General features: G+C 58.4%; 26 protein-coding genes, 1 other RNA gene and 2 pseudogenes. 15 read left to right on the forward strand and 14 right to left on the reverse strand.

The window, feature by feature from the left end; translation table 11 throughout:
* Nucleotides 1–56 precede the first annotated feature (56 nt).
* The 3 genes from ACJ8HH_RS19265 (at nucleotide 57) to ACJ8HH_RS19275 (ending at nucleotide 2,663) form a co-directional block, all read left to right on the forward strand.
* On the forward strand, nucleotides 57–953 hold the full coding sequence (locus ACJ8HH_RS19265; protein ID WP_060443620.1) for a LysR family transcriptional regulator: 897 nt from the start codon (nucleotides 57–59) through the stop codon (nucleotides 951–953).
* 98 nt (nucleotides 954–1,051) lie between these two features.
* Nucleotides 1,052–2,233 (forward strand): MFS transporter, encoded by a 1,182-nt coding sequence (locus tag ACJ8HH_RS19270; RefSeq protein WP_033635673.1) that lies wholly within the window; start codon nucleotides 1,052–1,054, stop codon nucleotides 2,231–2,233.
* Nucleotides 2,234–2,324: 91 nt separating this feature from the next.
* Nucleotides 2,325–2,663: a DUF2002 family protein gene (locus tag ACJ8HH_RS19275; RefSeq protein ID WP_016929830.1), complete on the forward strand. Its 339-nt coding sequence runs from the start codon at nucleotides 2,325–2,327 to the stop codon at nucleotides 2,661–2,663.
* Between the two features lie 25 nt (nucleotides 2,664–2,688).
* Here the strand turns inward: ACJ8HH_RS19275 and ACJ8HH_RS19280 are convergent, their stop codons facing one another.
* Entirely contained in the window at nucleotides 2,689–3,135 is a 447-nt protein-coding gene (locus ACJ8HH_RS19280) for a DUF1198 family protein (protein ID WP_025303978.1), read from the reverse strand.
* A 67-nt stretch (nucleotides 3,136–3,202) separates the two neighbouring features.
* Complete coding sequence (locus tag ACJ8HH_RS19285; protein WP_004928976.1) at nucleotides 3,203–3,538, reverse strand: MbeD/MobD family mobilization/exclusion protein; 336 nt, start codon at nucleotides 3,536–3,538, stop codon at nucleotides 3,203–3,205.
* Between the two features lie 184 nt (nucleotides 3,539–3,722).
* On the opposite strand from ACJ8HH_RS19285, the gene smrA reads away from it, so the two are divergent.
* A complete protein-coding gene (smrA, locus tag ACJ8HH_RS19290; protein ID WP_060388314.1) occupies nucleotides 3,723–4,295 on the forward strand; it encodes a DNA endonuclease SmrA in 573 nt (190 codons plus the stop codon).
* Between the two features lie 50 nt (nucleotides 4,296–4,345).
* On the opposite strand, the gene ACJ8HH_RS19295 is transcribed toward smrA, so the two are convergent.
* Complete coding sequence (locus ACJ8HH_RS19295; protein WP_033635670.1) at nucleotides 4,346–4,759, reverse strand: DoxX family protein; 414 nt, start codon at nucleotides 4,757–4,759, stop codon at nucleotides 4,346–4,348.
* A 192-nt stretch (nucleotides 4,760–4,951) separates the two neighbouring features.
* Here ACJ8HH_RS19295 and ACJ8HH_RS19300 point away from each other — a divergent pair.
* Both ACJ8HH_RS19300 and ACJ8HH_RS19305 read left to right on the forward strand, forming a co-directional pair.
* Nucleotides 4,952–5,166: pseudogene (locus tag ACJ8HH_RS19300) on the forward strand ((4Fe-4S)-binding protein); the annotation flags it as partial.
* Nucleotides 5,167–5,182: 16 nt separating this feature from the next.
* Nucleotides 5,183–5,461 carry a GNAT family N-acetyltransferase gene (locus tag ACJ8HH_RS19305; protein WP_025303974.1) on the forward strand — a complete coding sequence of 93 codons (279 nt, stop codon included), beginning with the start codon at nucleotides 5,183–5,185 and terminating at the stop codon, nucleotides 5,459–5,461.
* 32 nt (nucleotides 5,462–5,493) lie between these two features.
* Here ACJ8HH_RS19305 and ACJ8HH_RS19310 read toward each other — a convergent pair whose 3' ends face one another.
* Entirely contained in the window at nucleotides 5,494–5,676 is a 183-nt protein-coding gene (locus ACJ8HH_RS19310; protein ID WP_025303973.1) for a YodC family protein, read from the reverse strand.
* 120 nt (nucleotides 5,677–5,796) lie between these two features.
* Between ACJ8HH_RS19310 and ACJ8HH_RS19315 the strand changes: the two genes are divergently transcribed.
* Nucleotides 5,797–6,312, forward strand: a complete 516-nt coding sequence (locus tag ACJ8HH_RS19315) for a DUF1543 domain-containing protein (RefSeq protein WP_033649790.1) — start codon at nucleotides 5,797–5,799, stop codon at nucleotides 6,310–6,312.
* Here the strand turns inward: ACJ8HH_RS19315 and ACJ8HH_RS19320 are convergent.
* Entirely contained in the window at nucleotides 6,307–7,233 is a 927-nt protein-coding gene (locus ACJ8HH_RS19320; protein WP_060429003.1) for a LysR substrate-binding domain-containing protein, read from the reverse strand. The genes ACJ8HH_RS19315 and ACJ8HH_RS19320 overlap by 6 nt on opposite strands.
* 85 nt (nucleotides 7,234–7,318) lie before the next feature.
* On the opposite strand from ACJ8HH_RS19320, the gene ACJ8HH_RS19325 reads away from it, so the two are divergent.
* The gene (locus tag ACJ8HH_RS19325) at nucleotides 7,319–7,816 is read left to right on the forward strand and encodes a GNAT family N-acetyltransferase (RefSeq protein WP_060429001.1); all 498 of its coding nucleotides are present in this window, start codon (nucleotides 7,319–7,321) and stop codon (nucleotides 7,814–7,816) included.
* 62 nt (nucleotides 7,817–7,878) lie between these two features.
* Here the strand turns inward: ACJ8HH_RS19325 and ACJ8HH_RS19330 are convergent, their stop codons facing one another.
* Nucleotides 7,879–8,613: a class I SAM-dependent methyltransferase gene (locus ACJ8HH_RS19330; RefSeq protein WP_060428999.1), complete on the reverse strand. Its 735-nt coding sequence runs from the start codon at nucleotides 8,611–8,613 to the stop codon at nucleotides 7,879–7,881.
* Between the two features lie 86 nt (nucleotides 8,614–8,699).
* Between ACJ8HH_RS19330 and ACJ8HH_RS19335 the strand changes: the two genes are divergently transcribed.
* From ACJ8HH_RS19335 to ACJ8HH_RS19345, 3 genes are all read left to right on the forward strand, one after another.
* Nucleotides 8,700–9,152, forward strand: a complete 453-nt coding sequence (locus ACJ8HH_RS19335; RefSeq protein ID WP_080435345.1) for a GNAT family N-acetyltransferase — start codon at nucleotides 8,700–8,702, stop codon at nucleotides 9,150–9,152.
* A 114-nt stretch (nucleotides 9,153–9,266) separates the two neighbouring features.
* Nucleotides 9,267–9,683, forward strand: a complete 417-nt coding sequence (locus ACJ8HH_RS19340; protein WP_442520244.1) for a DUF2946 domain-containing protein — start codon at nucleotides 9,267–9,269, stop codon at nucleotides 9,681–9,683.
* A gap of 71 nt (nucleotides 9,684–9,754) precedes the next feature.
* The gene (locus ACJ8HH_RS19345) at nucleotides 9,755–11,416 is read left to right on the forward strand and encodes a DUF2534 family protein (RefSeq protein WP_172841017.1); all 1,662 of its coding nucleotides are present in this window, start codon (nucleotides 9,755–9,757) and stop codon (nucleotides 11,414–11,416) included.
* A 62-nt stretch (nucleotides 11,417–11,478) separates the two neighbouring features.
* Here the strand turns inward: ACJ8HH_RS19345 and ACJ8HH_RS19350 are convergent.
* Nucleotides 11,479–12,086: pseudogene (locus tag ACJ8HH_RS19350) on the reverse strand (DNA primase); the annotation flags it as partial.
* Between the two features lie 380 nt (nucleotides 12,087–12,466).
* Between ACJ8HH_RS19350 and ACJ8HH_RS19355 the strand changes: the two are divergent.
* Nucleotides 12,467–12,850 carry a hypothetical protein gene (locus ACJ8HH_RS19355; RefSeq protein ID WP_126171188.1) on the forward strand — a complete coding sequence of 128 codons (384 nt, stop codon included), beginning with the start codon at nucleotides 12,467–12,469 and terminating at the stop codon, nucleotides 12,848–12,850.
* Nucleotides 12,851–12,905: 55 nt separating this feature from the next.
* Here the strand turns inward: ACJ8HH_RS19355 and ACJ8HH_RS19360 are convergent, their stop codons facing one another.
* From ACJ8HH_RS19360 to smpB, 3 genes are all read right to left on the reverse strand, one after another.
* Nucleotides 12,906–13,622 carry a colicin Z family toxin gene (locus ACJ8HH_RS19360; protein WP_071883843.1) on the reverse strand — a complete coding sequence of 239 codons (717 nt, stop codon included), beginning with the start codon at nucleotides 13,620–13,622 and terminating at the stop codon, nucleotides 12,906–12,908.
* Between the two features lie 588 nt (nucleotides 13,623–14,210).
* Nucleotides 14,211–14,574, reverse strand: a transfer-messenger RNA (tmRNA) gene (ssrA, locus tag ACJ8HH_RS19365).
* A 49-nt stretch (nucleotides 14,575–14,623) separates the two neighbouring features.
* Entirely contained in the window at nucleotides 14,624–15,106 is a 483-nt protein-coding gene (smpB, locus tag ACJ8HH_RS19370; RefSeq protein WP_033654311.1) for an SsrA-binding protein SmpB, read from the reverse strand.
* Between the two features lie 161 nt (nucleotides 15,107–15,267).
* Here smpB and ACJ8HH_RS19375 point away from each other — a divergent pair, with 161 nt between their 5' ends.
* Complete coding sequence (locus ACJ8HH_RS19375) at nucleotides 15,268–15,702, forward strand: type II toxin-antitoxin system RatA family toxin (RefSeq protein ID WP_033648948.1); 435 nt, start codon at nucleotides 15,268–15,270, stop codon at nucleotides 15,700–15,702.
* Nucleotides 15,695–15,979 carry an RnfH family protein gene (locus ACJ8HH_RS19380; RefSeq protein WP_060452014.1) on the forward strand — a complete coding sequence of 95 codons (285 nt, stop codon included), beginning with the start codon at nucleotides 15,695–15,697 and terminating at the stop codon, nucleotides 15,977–15,979. Before ACJ8HH_RS19375 ends, ACJ8HH_RS19380 begins: the two co-directional genes overlap by 8 nt.
* A 117-nt stretch (nucleotides 15,980–16,096) precedes the next feature.
* Here the strand turns inward: ACJ8HH_RS19380 and bamE are convergent, their stop codons facing one another.
* From bamE to nadK, 3 genes are all read right to left on the reverse strand, one after another.
* Entirely contained in the window at nucleotides 16,097–16,435 is a 339-nt protein-coding gene (gene bamE / locus ACJ8HH_RS19385) for an outer membrane protein assembly factor BamE (protein WP_004929101.1), read from the reverse strand.
* Between the two features lie 240 nt (nucleotides 16,436–16,675).
* Nucleotides 16,676–18,337, reverse strand: coding sequence for a DNA repair protein RecN (gene recN, locus ACJ8HH_RS19390; protein WP_039568593.1), 1,662 nt, complete (start codon nucleotides 18,335–18,337; stop codon nucleotides 16,676–16,678).
* A gap of 86 nt (nucleotides 18,338–18,423) precedes the next feature.
* Nucleotides 18,424–19,302, reverse strand: coding sequence for an NAD(+) kinase (gene nadK / locus ACJ8HH_RS19395; protein ID WP_019452304.1), 879 nt, complete (start codon nucleotides 19,300–19,302; stop codon nucleotides 18,424–18,426).
* 125 nt (nucleotides 19,303–19,427) lie between these two features.
* Between nadK and grpE the strand changes: the two genes are divergently transcribed.
* Nucleotides 19,428–20,012: a nucleotide exchange factor GrpE gene (gene grpE / locus ACJ8HH_RS19400; protein WP_025159545.1), complete on the forward strand. Its 585-nt coding sequence runs from the start codon at nucleotides 19,428–19,430 to the stop codon at nucleotides 20,010–20,012.
* Between the two features lie 56 nt (nucleotides 20,013–20,068).
* On the opposite strand, the gene ung is transcribed toward grpE, so the two are convergent.
* On the reverse strand, nucleotides 20,069–20,752 hold the full coding sequence (ung, locus tag ACJ8HH_RS19405) for a uracil-DNA glycosylase (RefSeq protein WP_060452015.1): 684 nt from the start codon (nucleotides 20,750–20,752) through the stop codon (nucleotides 20,069–20,071).
* Nucleotides 20,753–21,041: the final 289 nt, after the last annotated feature.

Here is a 21,041-nt window from a genome sequence, read left to right on the forward strand (position 1 = left end):
AAATCGGCGGCGGGCGATTACACTGTCAAAATGATTTTGACAATAAGGGCGGCGAAATGCTGAATTTGCAGCGCCTGGCGATCTTCGCGGCGGTAGTGGAAGCGGGCAGCTTTACCGCGGCGGCGGCGGCGCTGGGGCAAACCAAGGCGGTGGTGAGCTTTAACGTCAAGCAGTTGGAGAACGAGCTGGGGGTGTCACTGTTGGCGCGCAGCACCCGGCGGCTGTCGCTGACCGACGCCGGCGAGCGCTTTTACCAGCGCAGCCTGCAGCTGCTGCAGGAGGCGGAAAACGTGCTGGACGACGTGCGCCGCGATCACCACGGGCTGAGCGGCGTGCTGCGCATCACCAGTACGCCGGAGTACGGCGCGCAGGTGGTGGTGCCGGCGCTGGCGGCGTTTTCGCGGCAGCATCCGCGGCTGCGCATCCAGCATGTCTCTTCTTCTTATTACGCCGATCTGATCTCGGAGCGCTTTGACGTGGCGATCCGCCTGGGCCAGCTGGCGGATTCCAGCCACCGCGCGGCGCTGATCGACAGTTTCGCCATTTTTCCGGTGGCGTCGCCGGGTTACCTGGCCGAGCGACCGATTCATTCGCTGACCGAGCTGGCGCAGGCGCAGTGGATCGCCCACAGCCGGCTCAGTTCGCCGCTCAGCTGGCAGGTGGCCACGCCGCAGCGCGAAGCGGTGCTGTTCAAGGTGGCGGACGCCGCGACGCTCACCGGCGACAGCGCCGCGGCATTGCTGGCATTCGCCCTGCATGGCGCCGGGGTGGCGCTGCTGCCGGCGTGGCTGGCGCAGCCCGAAATCGACGCCGGCCGGCTGCAGCGGTTGCTGCCGGATCACCGTTTCCCCGAGCAGAGCATCTACGCGCTCTACCCGAATACCCGCCACGTGCCGGAAAAGGTGCGGGCGTTTATCGATTTTCTACGCGCGCGGGTGGCGGCCAACCGTTAGCGAAATAATAATTCGTTATAACTCTCTCATTTATCATCAGATCCCATCGGGGTATGCTGGCAATCTCTGTCTACCCCGTCCGATGCGAGCCACCTTCGATGACCGCAGAAAATAACCTCCAGCTGAACCGACGCATTCTGTCCGTGGTGATGTTCACCTTCGTCTGCTACCTGACCATCGGCCTGCCGCTGGCGGTGCTGCCGGGATTTGTGCATGACCACCTGGGTTACAATTCGGTGCTGGCGGGCCTCATCATCAGCGCGCAGTACTTCGCCACGCTGTTCAGCCGCCCGCACGCCGGGCGCTATGCCGATCAGCTGGGGCCGAAAAAGGTGGTGCTGTTCGGCCTGGCGTGCTGCGGCGCCAGCGGCCTGTTTTATGCGCTGGCGTTCGGCGTTGACGGTTACCCGTGGCTCAGCCTGCTGTTGCTGTGCGTGGGGCGGGTGTTTCTCGGCGTCGGCGAAAGCTTCGCCAGCACCGGTTCCACGCTGTGGGGTATCGGCCGGGTCGGAGCGATGCACACCGCGCGGGTGATTTCCTGGAACGGCGTCGCCACCTACGGGGCGATGGCGGCCGGGGCGCCGCTCGGCGTGTACCTGAATCAGCAGTGGGGATTGGCCGGGGTGGCGGCGCTGATCGTGCTGGCGGTTGCGGTGGCGCTGCTGTTGGCGAGCGGCAAGCCGGACGTTTCGATCGCCGCCGGGCAGCGCATCGCCTTTCGCGCGGTGTTCGGCCGCATTTGGGCCTATGGCCTCGGGCTGGCGATGGGCACCGTCGGCTTCGGCGTGATCGCCACGTTCATCACCCTTTACTACGCCGACAAAGGTTGGAGCGGCGCGGCGTTTTCGCTGACGCTGTTCAGCTGCGCCTTCGTCGGCATCCGTCTGATCTTCAGCAACGTCATCAACCGCCACGGCGGTCTGAAGGTGACGCTGGCGTCGTTTCTGGTCGAGATCGTCGGGTTGCTGTTGATCTGGCAGGCCGGCGAACCCTGGATGGTGCAAACCGGCGCGTTGCTGGCCGGCGCCGGTTTCTCGCTGGTGTTCCCGGCGCTGGGCGTCGAGGCGGTGAAACAGGTGCCGCCGCAGAACCAGGGCACGGCGCTCGGCACCTATTCGGCATTCCTCGATCTGGCGCTGGGCATCACCGGGCCGCTGGCCGGGCTGCTGATTGGGCAAGCGGGCGTGCCGTCGATCTATCTGGCGGCGGCGCTGCTGGTGGCGCTCGGGGTGCTGCTCACCCTGCGTCTGCTGCAGCGCAGCCGAGCCATTCAGGAATAGTCTGAAACCCGGATTCCTCCCCAGAAAATCATTGTTTCGGTGAATGATTACGGTAAGGTCGCTCAGCGGTCCAGAATGAGAGGAGGAATCGATGTATTTACGGCCGGATGAAGTGGCTAAAGTGTTGGAGAATACCGGCTTTGAGCGTGATTATGTCACCGACCAGGCCTATGGCTACCGCAAGGGTACACACTACGTGTATGTGAATCGCGAAGCGCGGATGGGCAGAACCGCATTGGTGATCCACCCGGCTCTGAAAGAGAGAAGCGTGCATTTCGCCACGCCGACCTCTCCGGTGCGCACCAGCGAGCAGTATCTGGAGTTTCCCCTGGATTTAAGCAGCGACGCCCCGAACCAGCGTTACGGCATCGCACACGGCTTCAGCTCGCGCGAAGCGCTGTCGCGCTACCTCTACAGCATGTTCCTGTAATCGGTCCCCCGCCCGGGGGACGCGATCAGCCGTGGGCCAACGCTTCGCGGTTGAAACGCTCATTGTAGGCGCGGCGGAACTGCGCCAGTTCAAACGCATCGATATCCAGCTCGGCGAAGTAAAACAGCGCCGCTTCGGTGTGCTCGGCGTGCAGCTCCGGCGACAGCCCGGCGCGCAGCAGCACGTCGCGCCACAGGGCAATCTGCTCGTCGTCCGCCTGTTTGATGAACGTCAGGTAGATGAACAGCAGATAAGCCGCCTGGTGCATCTCTTCGGTGTAGCCGTTGTTCAGCATGCGGATAAAGGTCTGGCTTTGGCGGCCGCCCATCTCCTGGATCATCGATTCAATCAGCATCGGCTTGACCCTCAGCAGATGGGCCAGCGAATCGATGGCTTTGCGGGTGTCGGACGTCAGGATGCGGTAACCGATGATAAATACGACGATCAGGGCGGCGAGGATGATCCAGGTCATTTAGGCTTTATTACACTCTCAATACGCCAGAAGAGGGGCGGGAGGCGCTGTGCGACAGCGCCCGCTATCAATGCTGTTCGCCGCTGAAATTACCGACCGCGCTCTGTTGGCGCAGGTGGTGATTGAAGGTGGCCGCGTCTTTGGCCAGCGCATCCAGATGGGCGCCGAGCATTTTGATCTGCTTCACCAGCGCATGCTGCTCCGGCACCGAACTGGCGGTGCTCAGTTTGCGCGCCAGTTGTTCATTCTGCGCCCGCAGTGCGGCTTCGCGCTGTTTGGCTTCTTCCAGCAGTTGCTGCAGCGCCTGGTAGCTCTGCTGCCATTCGCGGTGTTGCCGTTCGAAGCTGCTCTGCAACTCATTCATCGCATTTTGAAACTGGATTTCCAGCTCGCGCATTGTCATGGGCTCGATCCTTTGCGGCACTCAATGATGGCTTAGCAGTATAGCGAAAACTGTTCGCAAGCTCACCCGTTGACGACAAATGAGACAAATGCCGCTGACAATTCCCGGCTTGCAACCGTGGCAAGGCGTCTTACAATCGACCCCATTCCCGGCCGTAAAGGCTGCCGTTCAAGAGAGGTGGAATATGAGCGAGCAGGAAAAAGACTTTTTTGAACAGGCGATGGCGGACGTGGTGCCGCTGGCGAGCGGGCGGCAGACGCTGTACCTCAAGCCGCAGGAGACGGTAGACAAAAGCGCGCGGCGCGAAGCGCAGCGGCTGCGGCAGGAAAACTTCCTCAGCACCGATTTCCTCGAGGTGATCCCCTGTGAACAGCCGCTGGAGTTCAAAGGGGAAGGCATTCAGCAGGGCGTGCTGGACAAGCTGCGCAACGGGCGTTACCCGCCGCAGGCTTCGCTGAACCTGTTGCGTCAGTCGGTCGAAGCCAGCCGGCAGGCGCTGTTTCGCTTCATCTTGCAGGCGGAGGCGCAAAACCTGCGTTCGCTGCTGATCGTGCACGGCCGCGGGCGGCAGAACGAAAGCCATCCGAATATCGTGCGCAGTTACGTCGCCAAATGGCTGGCGCAGTTTGAACAGGTGCAGGCGTTTTGCCGCGCCTTACCGCGCGACGGCGGCGAGGGCGCCTGCTACGTCACGCTGCGAAAATCGGCGCAGGCCAGGGCGGAAAACTTTGAGCGCCACGCCAAGCGCAGCCGTTGAAAGGATAGCGGAAATAAAATGGCCGGCGAGAGTCGCCGGCCATCGATGAATTATTTATTAAATATTTTATAGTCCAGCGAATAACGGCCGGCGCCGGTCACCGCCAGCAACAGCAAGCCGCCAATGATGCTGATGTTTTTAAAGAAGTTGATTTCGTTGCCCATCATTTCCATGCCGGTCATTTTCCAGAACGGATGGCCGATAAACGCGGTGCCCAAAACATACAGGGCGAAAATGACCGCGATAGGGCGAGTAAACAGACCGAGAATAAGCGCGATGCCGAAAATAAACTCCACCAGCACGGCAACGATCGCCGCCAAATAAGGCATCGGTGTGCCATAGCCTTCCATCGCCGTGACGGTCGCACCGAAGTTGACCAATTTCATCCAGCCGAAAATGATAAACAGAATCATCAGTAATATGCGGGACAGCAGAATGACGCCGTCTTTTGAGCTATCACCCATTTCAAACTCCTTAGCCACTGTCGGAATTATGTTGTCTTACTGAATAAAGATTAGAACAATTTACGTTTTTTTCTAGCGGCGACGGGCGGTTGCGCCACTTTTTTCGGTGTGCGAGACGCGTGGTGAAGCCGGCGGCATTGCCTATACTTGAACCCGGAGCAAAAACAATAAAACAGGCAATGTGAGGCCAAGATGGACGAGGAATTGACCGCCGCCGGTTACCGCCGTTATTCCGGTGATAAGATTGACGTTTATTTTAACCCTGCAGTTTGCCGCCATTCTGCCAACTGCGTGCGTGGCAACGCGGCTATTTTTACCTTGAACCGCCGCCCGTGGATTATGCCGACAATGCCGAGCCGGCCGAAGTGAAACGCGTCATCGACACCTGCCCCAGCGGCGCACTGAAATATAGGGAGAAATAATATGGATCATAAAATACTGGCAGACGAGAAGCGTTTTTATATCAATGACGAACAAGGCAAGCTGATCGCCGAGATCTCTTTCGTGCCGAGCGGCGACAAGCTGACCATTATCGATCACACCTGGGTGGATGAGTCATTGAAGGGGCAGGGCGTCGGTAAAAAGCTGGTGGCGCTGGTGGTGGAGAAAATGCGCGCGGAGCAGCGTAAAATCATTCCGCTGTGCCCGTTCGCCAAACACGAGTTCGATACCACGCCGGCCTATCAGGACATTCGCGCCTGACGCGATAACGGGGCGCGGCGCGCCCCGGTTATTCAGCAGACGCCGAAATCGCCGTCTTCGTGGTACAGCGCCACGTCGCTGGCCTGCACCTCCGTGCGCTGCTCTTTACCCAGTTCATTCCAGCTGCAAACCAGGGTTTCGCCGTCGATCGCCACCACGGTCATCTTTGGGCCGCCGGTGGTGCGTTGAACAAAATCACCGATATTGAATGCCATGCGTTCCTCCACAACAGATTAAACCTCACCTATTGATAACACAGAATGGCGCCGCCGTTGGCAGATGTTTCGCTATGCATTATTTTATATAGCGATTATCACCAAGGAGAGCAGACTAACATGCCGGGATTATTGATGTTTTATGTGGGCGGTACGGCGCCGGGCGCCAATATTGAGCTGCACGACGTGCAGTTCGCGGCGGCGGATCGGCCGGAAGAGGCGTATCCGCTGCTGCGTGAAAAGTGGTTCGGCGATAAGCGCAAGGTGCATGTCGACGGCTATGCGCGCATCGACTGGGCGGACGGTTACGACGTGAGCCTGGAGCCTGCGCCGTTCGCCGGTGAAGAGAAGCTGTTTTTCGTCAACGTGGGCGGCTACCGCAGCGATGAGCTGGCGGAATTGCACCAGTTCGGCCTGTTTGTGGCGCGCTCTGCCGACGAGGCGAAGGACAAAGCCAAACGGGTGCTGCTGACGGACAGCGCGCAGCAGCACAAGGATGACCTGGCCGAGGTGGACGACTGCCTGCTGCTGCAGGCGCTGCAGGGCTACCACGTGCATCTGCGGGCCAACCCGCACGGCAAACCGGCCCGGCCGCTGTGGCAGGGGTATCTGCCGATCGGCGAACCCGCGTTATAGCGCCGCCAGCGCCTGCAGCTGTTGCCGCAACCAGCGGCAGGCCTCCGGCCGGCCGTTTTTGCGGTGCAGGTAGATTTTGATCTGATACGGCGGCACCGGAAACGGCAGGGGATGGATAGCCAGCGCCGCCGCCTGCCGCAATTTTTGCGCGGCGTAGCGCGGCATGCTCATCACCAGTTCGCTGTCGGCGACGATGAACGGCGCTCCCAGCAGCGAAGGCGTGCGGATGGCGATATCGCGCTGCAGCCCCAGCTTATCGAGCTGATAGTCAATGACGCCGCGCTGTTCGTTCCACGGCGTCACCACCAGATGGCGCGCCCGCAGGTAGTTTTCCAGCGTCAGTTCGCCGCATTTTACGCTGAAGGCGGGTGAACAAATCGCCACATACTCATCCTCCAGCCAGCTCACCTCGTCGATCTCCGGGTAGCTTTCGCCGTCGGTTTCGGTAAAGCCCAGCGCGAAGTCGATGCGCCCCGCCAGCAGATCGTTCAGCGCCACTTTGCGCTCGGAATAGCGCAGCTGGAACGACAGCCCCGGCGCCAGGCGCTGCATCTGCGCCATCAGCGCGGGAAATACCGCGAAGGCGGTGTAATCGGTAATGGCGAAGGTGAAGCTCTCCCGGCTTTCGGCGGGAACGAAGCGCGGGCGCGGATGCAGCCCTTTGGCCAGCAGCGCCAGACTTTCGCTGACGGTCGGGGCCAGGCTGTCGGCATACACGGTCGGGTGCATGTCGTTGCCGACCCGGTAAAACAGCTCGTCCGCCAGCGCCTTGCGCAGCCGGATCAGCGCGTGGCTCAGCGCCGACGCGCTGAGAGCCAGCTCCGCCGCGGCGCGCGTTACAGACCGCAGCCGATACACCGCTTCGAACACCAGCAGCAGATTGAGATCGAGGCGTTTCAAATCCAGATGCATGATATTCATTACCTGTTGATGAAAATGCAGTTCATACAGTATTTGAGGCGCGATATGCTGGCAAGCACAGCCATCAACACACTCAGGATTTGCCATGACCATTGAGATTTACCCGGCGCAAAAAAGCGACGCCAAACTGATTCTGGATATGATTATCGAGCTGGCGGTGTACGAAAAGGCGCGCGAGCAGGTGCTGGCCAGCGTGGAAGATATCGAACGCAGCCTGTTTGGGCCGGGCGCCTGTTCCGAAGCGCTGATTTGTACGGTAAACGGCGAGCCGGCGGGTTATGCGGTGTTCTTTATGAGTTACTCCACCTGGCTGGGTAAAAACGGCATCTATCTGGAAGACCTGTACGTGGCGCCGAAGCATCGCGGCGCGGGCGCCGGTAAAAAGCTGCTGCGGCACATCGCCCAGCTGGCGTGCGAACGGCAGTGCGGCCGCCTGGAGTGGAGCGTGCTGGACTGGAACCAACCGGCCATCGATTTCTACCTCAGCATCGGCGCGCAGCCGCAGGGCGAGTGGGTGCGCTATCGTATGGAAGGCGAGGCGCTGATGTACTTCGCGGCGCACGGGGCGGCGCTGCCGGCATGATAGCCGTTGGGGGGAGGCGGCCTCCCCAACTGTGGTGATGTGAACGGTTTACTGCGGATCAATCAGGCGGGTTTGCGGGCGGCGAGAATGAAGATCATCGGGCGCTCCTGCTCTTCGTCCAGCGCCGGATTAGCGGCAATTTGCTGCGTGCTGGGGCCCCATTCGTTCAAATGCTGGATGATAAATCCTTGCTGCGCCAGCGGGTTGATATAGCCGCCGAGCGTGCGGTGCTGCTTGATGACACCTTCCGCCAGCCAGTTGGAAACGCGCTGGCCTTCTCGCTGGTAGCCGTTCACCGGCCAGGACTTCTGTCCGTTGCCGTCGGTCAGCCAGCCCTGCTGCGCCGGGGCGGTGTAGATCGGGTGCTCGGCGGTGAAGATGAACTGCCCGCCGGGTTTCAGCGCGGCGTAAACCGTGGCGAACAGCGCGGCCAGATCCTCGAGGTAGTGCAGCGTCAGCGAGCTGTAGACCAGATCGTAACTTTCCGGCGGCAGCTGCAGCTGCGCCAAATCCTGCCGACGATACGCGATGCCCGCGTCGGCGGTCATCTCCCGCGCTTTTGCCAGCATTTTTTCCGAGACGTCCAGCCCCAGCACGCTGGCTGCGCCCTGTTCGCGCGCGCTGCGGCAAAACCAGCCGTAGCCGCAGCCGAGATCGACCACGCTTTTGCCCTGCAAATCCGGCAGGATGCGGCGGATGGCGGGCCATTCCGGCGCGCCGTCCAGGCCGTGCTGCGAGCGGCTGAGCTGCGCATAGCCGTCGAAAAAGGCCTGATTGTCATAGATGTTTTGCGTCATGATGACTCCTTGGGATGAATGCCGCTGTCATACCGTGCATAGTGCTGCATAATTCTACGCTGACAACATGAATAACGGGAATGACGATGGACATGATTTCGGTGCGGCAAGCGCCCGAGCTGGCGCCGCGCGCCATTGCGTATTTTCAGCGGCACTGGGCCACGGCAGAGACGCTGATGATGTATGAAGACGCCATCAACCGCAGCCTCGGCGCCACCAACCCGCTGCCGCAGTGGTACCTGCTGATGGAAAATGACCGGATCCTCGGCTGCGCGGGGCTTATCACCAACGACTTTATCAGCCGTGGGGAGTTGTATCCCTGGCTGTGTGCGCTCTATGTAGAGGAAGCGCAGCGCGGCCGGGGCCACGGCGCCAAACTGATTGAGCATGTGGCGGCGGAAACCCGCCGGCTGGGCTTCCCGCAGCTGCACCTGTGCACCGATCTGGAAGGCTACTACGAGCGCCACGGCTTCGTTTATCACGGGCTCGGGTATCACCCCTGGGGCGAAGCCTCGCGGGTCTATTCGCGGGAGTTGTGATCGCCGCCGGGTGTGCGTAAGACCAACCTGACTTTTCTTTTCGTTCACCTCATCGCGCATCGCGGGTTACACTGGCCGCTTGTTCGCCACCGACCGGGTTAATTCGCCGCCGCGATGAGAGTGCCACATCAGCTACAGCAACGCTTTACCGCCTGCATCGCCATTATGGCGGTGCTGTTGCTGTTTGTGGCGCCGGTGGTGTCGAAATCGCTGATGCACCACCCGATGATGGGCGGCATGGCGCAGACGGACGCCGCTATGCCGCACAACATGCACGCGATGACGATGCCCGCCGCCGAGCATGCCGGCCACCACGGCATGGATCCTGCGGAAATGATTTTCTGCGGCTATTGCGAGCTGCTGATCCACGTGCCGCTGCTGCTGTGGACATTTGTCCCGCTGCTGTGGCTGATGGCGCGCATCGCGCGCCTGCCTAGCGCGCCGCGCATCGTTTCTCCACCCATTCGGCGCCTTGTTCTGCGGCCGAGCCCGCGCGGGCCGCCCGGCCAACCGTTTTTCCCTATTGCTTGATCATGGGTAACGCCGTCCGTATCGCTGCGGACGGTTTGCCTGCGCGCACAGTTTGAAAAACGAGAAAGGCTATGTCTTCAATAACCAAAACTCCACCTGCCGCATCGCCGCGTGGCGCGATGCTGAACCTGATCAGACGGCTGCATTTTTATATCGGCCTGCTGGTCGCTCCTTTTATTCTGGTCGCTGCACTGACCGGCACGCTGTATGTGTTGACGCCGCAGCTTGAAGAGGCGCTGTATCGCGATGCGCTTTTCACCGAACCGCACGGGCAGGCGAGATCGCTGGCTGACCAGATCGCCGCCGCCCGCCGCGCGATGGGTGACGAGGCGCGCATTTACGCCGTGCGCCCGGCACCCGGCGCAATGGACACCACGCGCGTACAGTTCGCGGGCGCCGATCTGGGCGCTTCCGAGTCGCGCGCGCTGTTTGTCGACCCTTACACTCTGGCGATCAAGGGCGATATGACGGTGTACGGCACCTCCGGCGTGCTGCCGCTGCGCACCTGGCTGGATAAGTTGCACAGCAGCCTGCTGCTCGGCGATCTGGGGCGTAACTACAGCGAGCTGGCGGCCTCCTGGCTGTGGGTGGCCGCGCTGGGCGGCGTGGCGCTGTGGCTGGCGACGCGGCCGAAGCGCAAGCTGAAAAGGGCGAAAGGGGGCTTCGCCGCCAGCCACCATTGGCATATCACGCTGGGTGTAGCGCTGCTGGCCGGGCTGCTGTTCTTCTCGGCTACCGGGCTGACCTGGTCGCAGTGGGCCGGCGGCAACATCGACGCGCTGCGGGCCAACCTGGGCTGGCTGACGCCGCAGGTCAACACCAGCCTGCAGGCCGATACGCCGCAGACGCCGGCCGATCCGCACGCCGAGCACCGCGGGATGATGGCGGGCATGAAGATGGCCCCAGCCGCGCAGAGCAATGCGCTGAACGGCGACTGGGATCGGGCGCTGTACGCCGCGCGCGCCGCCGGGATCGACGCCGCCAAGATCGAGCTGCGCCAGCCGAAAGGCGAGGGCAAAGCCTGGACGGTGACCGAAGTGGATCGCAGCTGGCCAACGCAGGTGGACGCGGTTGCCATCGCACCGCAAAGCTTCGCCGTCGTCGACCAGGTGCGGTTCGACACTTTCCCACTCATCGCCAAGCTGACCCGCTGGGGCATCGACGCCCACATGGGCATTCTGTTCGGCTTGCCGAATCAGCTGCTGCTGGCGGCGTTCGGCCTTGGGCTGTGCCTGATGGTCGCGCTGGGTTACTGCATGTGGTGGATCCGCCGCCCGGCGGCGGGGGCGCAGCATCCGGTGCATACGCTGGTTGCCGCCTGGCTGGCGCTTTCCCTACCGGCGCGCGCCGGCACGCTGCTGGTGGCAGCCGTACTGGGTTATTGCCTGCCGGTGATGGGCGTGAGCCTCGCGGCGTTGCTGCTGGTGGACGTGTGGCGCTGGCGCGGCCAACGGCAAAGCCACCGGGACGAAACGCCGGAAGCGGCCGCCCGCCGCGCCGAGGTGCGCAAGTTCCGCGCGGCGGTGGCGACGGTGGCGGTGGCGGTCGGCTGCGTGATGGGCCGAGCGATCCTCGGCGGCACCGTCGAGCAATTCCAGCTGCCGATCGGCGCCTGGAGCGCCCAGATGGTGATCATGCAGAGCCTGATGGTGCTGCTGTATACGCTGGTGTTCACCCTGCTGCTTTCCATTCCGCTGTGGTATTTCTTCCTGGGGGAGAAAGAGGGGCGGTGAGAAGGCGTCCGGCATGCCTTCGGGCATGCCGGATATTTGGGAATGTGGCTCAAGCGCGTATCATCTTGGTCAGGCTGGATAATCAGCGAGAACTCGACCACTGAATCCCTCTCCTGTGACGATTCTAGCGTATCGATAGTGGCCAAGGTGATGTTGTCTTTCCCCGCCAGCAGGCTGGCCATCACGCTTTTGCTGCTGCCATCGGGGCCGGTGACTTCAAGGAACAGTTGCCAGTCATAACAGTTCGCCAGCATTATAAACAACGCCGCGAGAATACGCTCCTGCTTGTCGTGATTGCCCCGGCAGCCTGCGTCAGCCACTGCCAGAAATGCGGCCCATGGCCAGCCAGGTTTTCCCCGATGCGTGGCGGGGTGTATTTCGCGCTGTTGACGGTGCGCAGCCAGTGTTCTTGCTGGTGGGCGCCGAACTGCCCCGTTGAGGGTATCGAATACCCCGTTACGAACGCCTATCAACCGGCGGGGCGGATCGTCCATCTGTGGCATCATCAGCTTGAGGGTGTCCCAAATGCTGTTGATACCAGCAGTGGAGAACAGTTCGGGCACCTTCTGGAACTGCGCGGTAATCTCCCGGCTCAGTTGCCTGTGTGGTAGTACTTACCACAATGGTCGCGTATGTAGTGAAATAGATCTTCCCCTACCGGCGTTACTGCAGGGTGTTACGTAGTGTTCGGGCTAGCTCGCTGGCGCTCATGAAGTTGAATTTAGCGACCCGATGAGGCAATAAGGTGTGATTTCACAGGAATGCGTAATTCAAATCCAATGAATAAAACTTGAAAACCCTTTAGTGATATTGATTATCATTTGCATTGGAATGCTGCACCTGTAATGCTACCATCATAAAGCCATATAACTTTGAAAAGGACAAGTAGGATGCAAACAAGAGCTGTACTGTCAACTTAAAATACTACCGTTTCCAGTGAGAAAAGAACGGAAACTGCAACCAATGTGCTCAAAAGTTGGACTAAACATGGGTTGAGTGTTACCGATGATGATCTAAATAAATAGTATCATTAAAGCGTGGATTGAAAATATGCTTAAATTTATATTAATTACTGCTCTTTGCATCACATCAGTAGGGTGTGCGGATAGTAAAAAAAATAAACTTGTATATGTAAGCGAAGATCTTCAATTTATTTTGGATAAAAAATGTATTGTGGAAATATCACCGATTGAAAAAAGTGCGGAAAATAATTATGCCTTAGCCATAAGATTGAAAAATGACACGGCGTGTGCAAATAAACTCAATATGCTAATTTCTAAAAGTATTGGCAGGGATTTATTCATCTACTATAATTCAAATTTAGTTATGAAATCCCATGTGGCTAGTAGCCTAAATACTGAAAATGGATATAGGCAAATGATGCCAGATAAAAAAACACTTAATGATGTTTTGTCGTCATATAATGAGTTGTAAATATATCTCAAGTGCTTGAGCCACCAAGATATGGTGGCTTCGTTCAACTAACCTGCTATTTCTCTGGAAATTCAAAGGTGACAGTTACAGGGTTTGAATGTGACTTTACCCTGATGTAAGTATTTCCGATTCCTGTGGCTTTTATTGTGTATGATCCTGGTCCCATTGTGTTAATGGTTTTCATTCCACTATGTTCCGGGTATTTTATCTCCACATCAAAAGATGACTCCATATTCGATGAAGGATTAAAATTGACGGTATAGACGTTAGGGGAATTTTCGTTAGCAAAGGAGTTTAATAACTCAATCCACTCACTCCACACACCAGGCGCAGCAATGACGCGTTTGTGTTGAATTGGACCGATGTAAGGCACGGTACAAACGCCGTTATTTCTTGCGTCGCGGGCTTTTTGCAGTCCTTTCATCACTTCAGCTTTGTTTATTCTCCGAAGTGGTGCAAACTTTGTTCTATAGACTTTTTTAGCTTCTTCCACGTTCCCACTTTTCAGGGAGTTAATGAGATTTTGGTAGTCTCTGCTATTTTTGATATAGGGACAATTCTTTTCCCCACAAATGATGCAGATATTATTTTCCAGTGCTTCTTTCACTTCTTCAGGAAACCAGTCAGATATCGAGCCGGGGTTTAATTTGAGGTCGTTCCATTCCCATGCATTGGTTACATGACTCCAACTGGTATTGGCTTCGGGCGGCTTACCTCCGTTACAGTTGAAGCCATCATAGGTTACTTTGTTGTTATGTGGGGTTCCACTCATAGCGCTTTCCTTTTTGCGATTAAATAGCTTGTGCAGAAATCTGTATGTACAACCAGTACTTTACTCTGTCGATACCGTTACAGCGATTGACCCGTGTTGTGCCATTGCTCCCACAACATCGCCACTGTATGCATGTCAGCGCATGGAGGCGGCAGCTGAGCTGCAAGAGAACGTCAACAGATCAGAATCGTCAGTCGCGTGGTGTTAGCGGGCCGCCAACGAGCGTGTTAGGCCTCCAAATAACCGCCAACTTCACCATGAACACAAAAATCGATGTTACAGTTCAAGGGGCGTGTTCACTAAGTAATCAGAAATGATGACAAAACATAGGAGTACGATGGGATGAAGACAGTGCTGCTCGGCATCGCGGAGAATACTGATGATTTGTTCGTCGGAAAAACGCTTCTTCATGGGGATGTCCTCATGTGGCTCATGAAGACATGACTAACATCATGGTGTATTAATCAATGGGGCAGGTCAATTTAGCTTGGTATTATTGATTTTTGCAAAAACAAAAAAGCCCGCAACCGAAGTTGCGGGCTTTTTCGCTATTATCGCCGGGTCTATCTGGTTCACTGGCGACGTATTTGGTGGAGCTGGCGGGAGTTGAACCCGCGTCCGAAATTACTACACCGTCGGCACTACATGCTTAGTCCAATCTTTACATTCGCCGGCCAGCTGCGGATGGACACGCTACTGACAGACTAGCCTGATTGAGTTTAACGCTTCAGCCCCAGGCAGGACATCCACGCGATCTCTTTTGGGTTTGACCTCTCTTGATCCCCGTCCTAAGAGCGGAGGCTAGGGAGAGAGGGCTCTAAGCAGGGTATTAAGCTGCTAAAGCGTAGTTTTCGTCGTTTGCGACTATTTTTTTGCGGCTTTTTACGAGGCCAACCGCCCCTCGGCATGCTCCTAGGGCTTCGCAAATCCCGTCGAATCCAGAATCAGCCCCAAGTAACTTTGTGCAGTATACCAGAAGTTTACTTCGATAAGCCAGCGGCTTAACGATTGGCGTGCTTCATGATACGGGCTTTCGCCGTCTGCCATTCGCGATCTTTGATGTCATCGCGTTTGTCGTGCTCTTTCTTGCCTTTGGCTACGCCGATCTTGATCTTGCTCCAGGCATTTTTCCAATACAGGGACAAGGCCACCACGGTGTAGCCATCGCGGTTGACGCGGCCGAGCAGGGTATCCAGCTCGCGTCGTTTCAGCAGCAGTTTACGGGTACGCGTCGGATCGCACACCACATGCGACGAAGCCACGTTGAGCGGGGTGATGGTGGCGCCAAACAGATAGGCTTCACCGTCACGGAACGTCACGTAGCTGTCGCTGAGGTTGGCTTTGCCTGCACGCAGCGATTTAACTTCCCACCCTTGCAGCGACAGGCCCGCCTCGAACTCTTCTTCAATGAAGTATTCGAAACGCGCGCGCTTGTTTTGAGCAATGGTGGCGGAACCGGGTTTGTGTGCTTTTTTCTTTGTCATAGTGCGTTCATTATACTGGATGCTTCAGCGAAAGAAATCCTTTCCCGTTCAGCACCTGCGCAATTTTTCGCATTTTTGGCGCCCTCATCCCTTAGCAGATTTTTTGTTTGCCGCCAGATAAATGGTATTATCTGTACGTTTTATGTCTCACAGGAAATGATATGCCCCAGATCAGTCGGTCTGCATTAGTGCCGTTCAGCGCCGAGCAGATGTATCAGTTGGTTAACGATGTTCACTCTTATCCCGATTTTCTGCCTGGCTGCACCGGCAGCCGGGTGCTTAACGCTACCTCCAACGAAATGACCGCCGCGGTGGACGTCGCCAAGGCCGGTATCAGCAAGACCTTCACCACGCGCAATACGCTGCTGGATAACCAGAGCATCAATATGCAGCTGGTCGATGGCCCGTTCCGCAAGCTGATGGGCGGTTGGCAGTTCACGCCGCTGAGCGAAGAGGCCTGCAAGGTGGAGCTGCACCTGGACTTCGAGTTCACCAACAAACTGATTGAGCTGGCGTTCGGCAAAGTGTTCAAGGAGCTGGCGGGCAACATGGTGCAGGCATTCACCCAGCGGGCGAAAGAGGTCTACAGTGTCTGACATCCAGGTCGAGGTGGTGTACGCCTTGCCGGAGCGCCAGTACCTGCGCAAGGTGAAGCTGGCCGAGGGCAGCAGCGTTGAGCAGGCGATCCAGGTTTCGGGCCTGCTGGAGCTGCGCCAGGATATCGATCTCAAGAGCAACAAAATCGGCATCTACAGCCGCCCGGCCAAGCTGGGCGATACGCTGAACGACGGCGACCGGGTGGAGATCTACCGGCCGCTGATAGCCGATCCGAAAGAGCTGCGCCGGCAACGGGCAGAAAAGGCAAAAAAATAAGGCGCTATAAGCGCCTTATTTTTTATCTGAAACTGATTTTCTTTTCCGCGTTGCAGCCTGCGACTGTCATGAGGAACACCATGCCCCCTCATGGGCCGGAAGAGCGGGCGGCGCCGATTACTTGGTCAGCGCCGGTTTGTTCTGGATGTCGGTCAACACGCCTGCGCTGTCGAAGGTCAGCGTCAGCGTCTGCTGGGTGATGTCTTCATGGCCAGGCTGCTGGCGGAACACATAGAACCACGTCTGAGTCCCGAACGGGTCTTGCAGCATTGGGGTGCCCAATGTGTAAGCGACCTGTTGCTGGGTCATCCCTTTCTGAATTTTCGCCACGTCGGTCGACGTCAGGTAGTTCCCCTGGTTGATGTCAGGACGATAAACCACCTTTTCAAAAGTAGAACAGCCTGCAGTCAGCATCACAAGAACTACAGCGGCGGCAGTCAGCGTTTTACAGCGCATAGTAATCACATTCCTTTAGGGCATAGGATGCCGATGATAATAGACCTTGCGGCAGTTGGAAACCTTTATACCCTTCATCTTTCAAGTTGCGACGCGTTGGCTTTCTTTCAGCACCTCAAGCGCTTGGCCTGTTTCAGGCCGTTGAGGAGGCTTAGGATCGCCGCCGCGCCGCACTTTAGATATCTTTCGGGTCAACAGCGTCACTGTCAGACCGCAGGAAAGTGAAAAAGTTGAGCTTTTTTATGCCGCCAGCAGTTCTTTGGCGTTCGCCAACGTATTGCGGGTGACTTCACTGCCGCCAAGCAGGCGCGCCAGCTCCTGCAGCCGGGCGCGTTTATCCAGCGGCGCCATCTGGGTTTCGGTGACCGTGCCGTCGGTCTGCTTGCTGACGAACAGGTGTTGATGCCCGCATCCGGCCACCTGCGGCAGGTGGGTCACGCACATCACCTGGGTGGATTCGCCGAGCTGGCGCAGCAGGCGGCCGACGATGGCGGCGGTCGGGCCGCTGATACCCACGTCCACCTCATCGAAGATCAGCGCCGGGGTTTCCATCTTGCGGGCGGTGATCACCTGAATGGCCAGCGCGATGCGCGACAGCTCACCGCCGGAGGCGACCTTCGCCAGCGGCTGCAGCGGTTGCCCCGGGTTGGTGGAGACGCAGAACTCGGTGCGGCTGGCCCCTTCGGCGCTCAGATGCTGCGGCTCGAAACGCACATCGATGTTGAACTTGCCGTGCGGCATGGAGAGCGCATGCATGCTGTCGGTAATGAGCGTGGTCAGCTCGGCGGCGTAATGCAGGCGTTTCTGATGCAGCTGCTCCGCCAGCGCCAGCGCCTGCTGGTGATGCAGGGTGACCGCCTCGTTCAGGTGCTCATGGTCGCTTTCCTGCTGTGAAAGCAGCTGCTGTTCATCCAGCAACTGCTGATGCAGCTGCGGCAGCTCTTCCGGCGCGACCTGGTGTTTGCGCGCCAGGCTGATTTGGCGTGACAGGCGCTGTTCCAGCTCGTGCAGGCGGTTGGGATCGAGATCCATGCGATCGGCGTAGTGGCGCAGTTCGTCGCTGGCTTCGCTGATCTGGATAGAAGCCTCTTCCAGCATGTCCAGCAGGCCGCTGAGCTTGTCGTCCAGCCCGGCCAGCTCGAGCAGCAGGTGCTTGGCGCTGTATAGCTGGCTGAGCATGTTGTTCTCGTCGCTGTCGGCCAGCAGCTGCAGCGTCTGCTGGCTGAGGGTCAGCAGCTGGCCGCTGTTGGCCAGGCGCTTGTACTCGGCGTCGGTCTGTTCGAACTCGCCGGCCTGCGGCGCGAATTCGTTCAGCTCTTTCAATTGGTATTGCAGCAGCTGCTTGCGCGCTTCGCGCTCGATGGACTGCTGCTGATGGTGCGCCAGCTCGCGGCAGCTCTGGTGCCAGCGTTGGTAGGCCTGGCTCATCGCCGCCAGCAGGGCGGGTTCGTCGGCGTAGGCGTCGAGCAGCGCTTTTTGGTGCTCCGGCTTGAGCAGCAGCTGATGGGCGTGTTGACCGTGGATTTGGATCAGGCGTTGCCCCAGCTCGCGCAGCTGCGACAGCGGCACGGCGGTGCCGTTGATAAAGCCGCGCGAACGGCCGTCGGCGTTGATCACCCGGCGCAGCAGGCATTCGTTGCTGTCGTCCAGCTGGTTCTGTTCCAGCCATTCGCGCGCGGACGGGGTGTCCGCCAGCGAGAAGCGGGCGCAGATGTCGGCGCGGGCGGCTCCCAGGCGCACCACGTTGCCGTCGGCGCGGTTGCCGAGGCACAGCCCCAGCGCATCGATGGCGATGGATTTGCCGGCGCCGGTTTCACCGGTGATCGCCGTCATACCCGGTTGAAAATCGATTTCCAACTCACGAACGATAGCAAAGTTGCTGATGGTTAATTGCGCCAGCATGGGAACCTTCCTGTGTATAAACACATAACTGTAGTTTCATACAGTATAAACTGGTTTTATATACAGTAAAGTGGCCGGCGCAGATTTTAGAACAATTTTTTCGACCAGCCCAGTTTGGTGCTTAACGTGTTGAAATAGCTGTAGTCCTTTGGGTGAATCAGGTTCAGGTGGAAATCGCTGCGGCGGATCAGCACTTCTTCGCCTTCCTGGATCGGTAGCGCGATCTGGCTGTCGCAGCTGATCTCCAGATCGCTGCCGATCTGCGAAAACTTCAGGCGGATGGTGCTGTCGCCGTTGATCACCAGCGGCCGGGCGGAGAGGGTATGCGGGAACATCGGCACCAGCGCGATCGCTTCCAGCGACGGGGTGAGGATCGGCCCGCCGGCGGAGAGCGAGTAGGCGGTGGAGCCGGTCGGCGTGGCGATGATCAGGCCGTCGGAACGCTGCGAGAAGGCGAAGCGATCGTCGATGTACACCTCGAATTCGATCATGTGCGCCACTTTGCCGGGGTGTAGCACCACTTCGTTGATGGCGGTGCTGATGCGGCACTGCTGGTGCTCTTTATGCACGATGGTTTCCAGCAGGAAACGCTGTTCGTCGATGTACTCGCCTTCCAGCACGTCCGCCAGCTGCTGCAGGGCGTTGTCGGGATCGAGATCGGTGAGGAAGCCGAGGTTGCCGCGGTTGACCCCGATCACCTTGATGTCGTAGCGCGCCAGCACGCGCGCGGCGCCGAGCATGTTGCCGTCGCCGCCGACCACCACCGCCAGGTCGGCGCGCTGGCCGATATCCGCCAGGCTGCCGGTCACGGCGTCTTTCAGCCCTAAATCATGGGCGATCTGGCGTTCGACCATCACCGAATAGCCGCGGGCGACCAGCCAGTGGAACAGCATCTCGTGGGTTGCCAGCGCTGAAGGGTGACGCGGGTGGCCAACAATGCCAATACAGGCGAATTTTTTATTCATTTGTTGTGATTTTCCTCACCGGGAGCCGTTTATGCCCCACATTGTGACCGGTTGACTTGAAACCCCGGTTTTGATCCCCATAATAAGCCAAGTTGCGAGATTAATGCTAAAACGCGGAGATATTCATGAGTAGTAAAGAACAGAAGACGCCAAACGAGCAAGTCTCGGAAGAAATGGAACAACACGCTCACCACGAGGATACGCTGCCGGAAGCGGCGGAAGGCGTCGATCTGCGCGATGCGCGTATCGCCGAACTGGAAGCCCAACTGGCGGAAGCTCAGCAGCACGAGCGCGACAGCCTGCTGCGCGCCAAAGCCGAAGCGGAGAACATCCGCCGCCGCGCCGAACTGGACGTCGAGAAAGCGCACAAGTTCGCCCTGGAGAAATTCTCCGGCGATCTGCTGCCGGTGATCGACAACCTGGAGCGCGCGCTGGATCTGGCGGATAAAAACAATCCGGAACTGGCCGCGATGATCGAAGGCATCGAGCTGACGCTGAAATCGCTGCTGGACGTGGTGCGCAAATACGGCATCGAGATCGTCGGCGACGTCAACGTGCCGTTCAACCCGGAAGTGCATCAGGCGATGAGCATGATGGAATCCGCCGATCATCAGCCGAACCACGTGATGATGGTGATGCAGAAAGGCTATACGCTGAACGGCCGCCTGCTGCGCCCTGCGATGGTTGCGGTCTCCAAAGCCAAGGCGTAATCGCCCCGGCAACGGCATAAAGAAAGGCACCCGAGGGTGCCTTTTTTGTCTCTGGACTACGCCTGCGGCAGGCGCGGCATCCAGTCGATCGGCGTGAGCCCTTGTTGCTCCAGCAGCTGATTGGCCTGCGAGAAGTGGCGGCAGCCGAGGAAGCCGCGGTGGGCGGAGAGCGGCGACGGGTGCGGCGCCTTCAGCACATGGTGGCGGTTGCGGTCGATAAAGTTGCCTTTCTTCTGCGCGTGCGAGCCCCACAGCAGGAACACCACGCCTTCACGGTTCTCGTTCAGGGCGGCGATCACTTTGACCGTAAAGGTTTCCCAGCCCAGGTTGGCGTGCGAGTGCGCGCGGCCGCCTTCCACCGTCAGCACGGTGTTGAGCAGCAGCACCCCCTGTTCGGCCCAGCTTTGCAGGTAGCCGTGATCCGGGCGTTCGAAGCCGGGAATGTCGGTCGCCAGCTCTTTATACATGTTCACCAGCGACGGCGGCGCCGGCACGCCGGGGCGCACCGAGAAAGAGAGGCCGTGCGCCTGATTGGGGCCGTGGTAGGGATCTTGGCCGAGGATGACGACTTTGACGTCCGCCAGCTCGGTATAGCGGAAAGCGTTGAACACGTCCTTCTGCGGTGGATAAATGGTCTTACCGGCCTGGCGTTCAGCGGCAACAAAGGCGAGCGTTTCAACAAAATAGGGCTGCTCTTTCTCTTTGCCGATCACGTCATGCCAGGTGAGGGAGGTGGCCATAAACGCTCTCCTTTGTTTTCTTTAGCAATTCATGGGCTATAGCTTACCGTGTCGGCTCGCGCAGCGAAACCCGCTTTTCATTTCTTGCCGCTGCGTCTTATGCAATTAATTTTGAAAATTTACAAAAATAATTGGTTTTTGCCGCAGTGGGAAAATTGATATAAAACATAAATTTGCCCCTTCACGCCTTGTGCCTACCCGGTAAAAATTGACTTTAATCAAGGAACTGGCTTGGTCAGGCTGGTATACAGAACAACAAGACAACAATGGTTTTACCAAATGGCCGAAA

Source organism: Serratia sp. CY32780, assembly GCF_052169135.1.
Lineage (GTDB): Bacteria > Pseudomonadota > Gammaproteobacteria > Enterobacterales > Enterobacteriaceae > Serratia > Serratia sarumanii.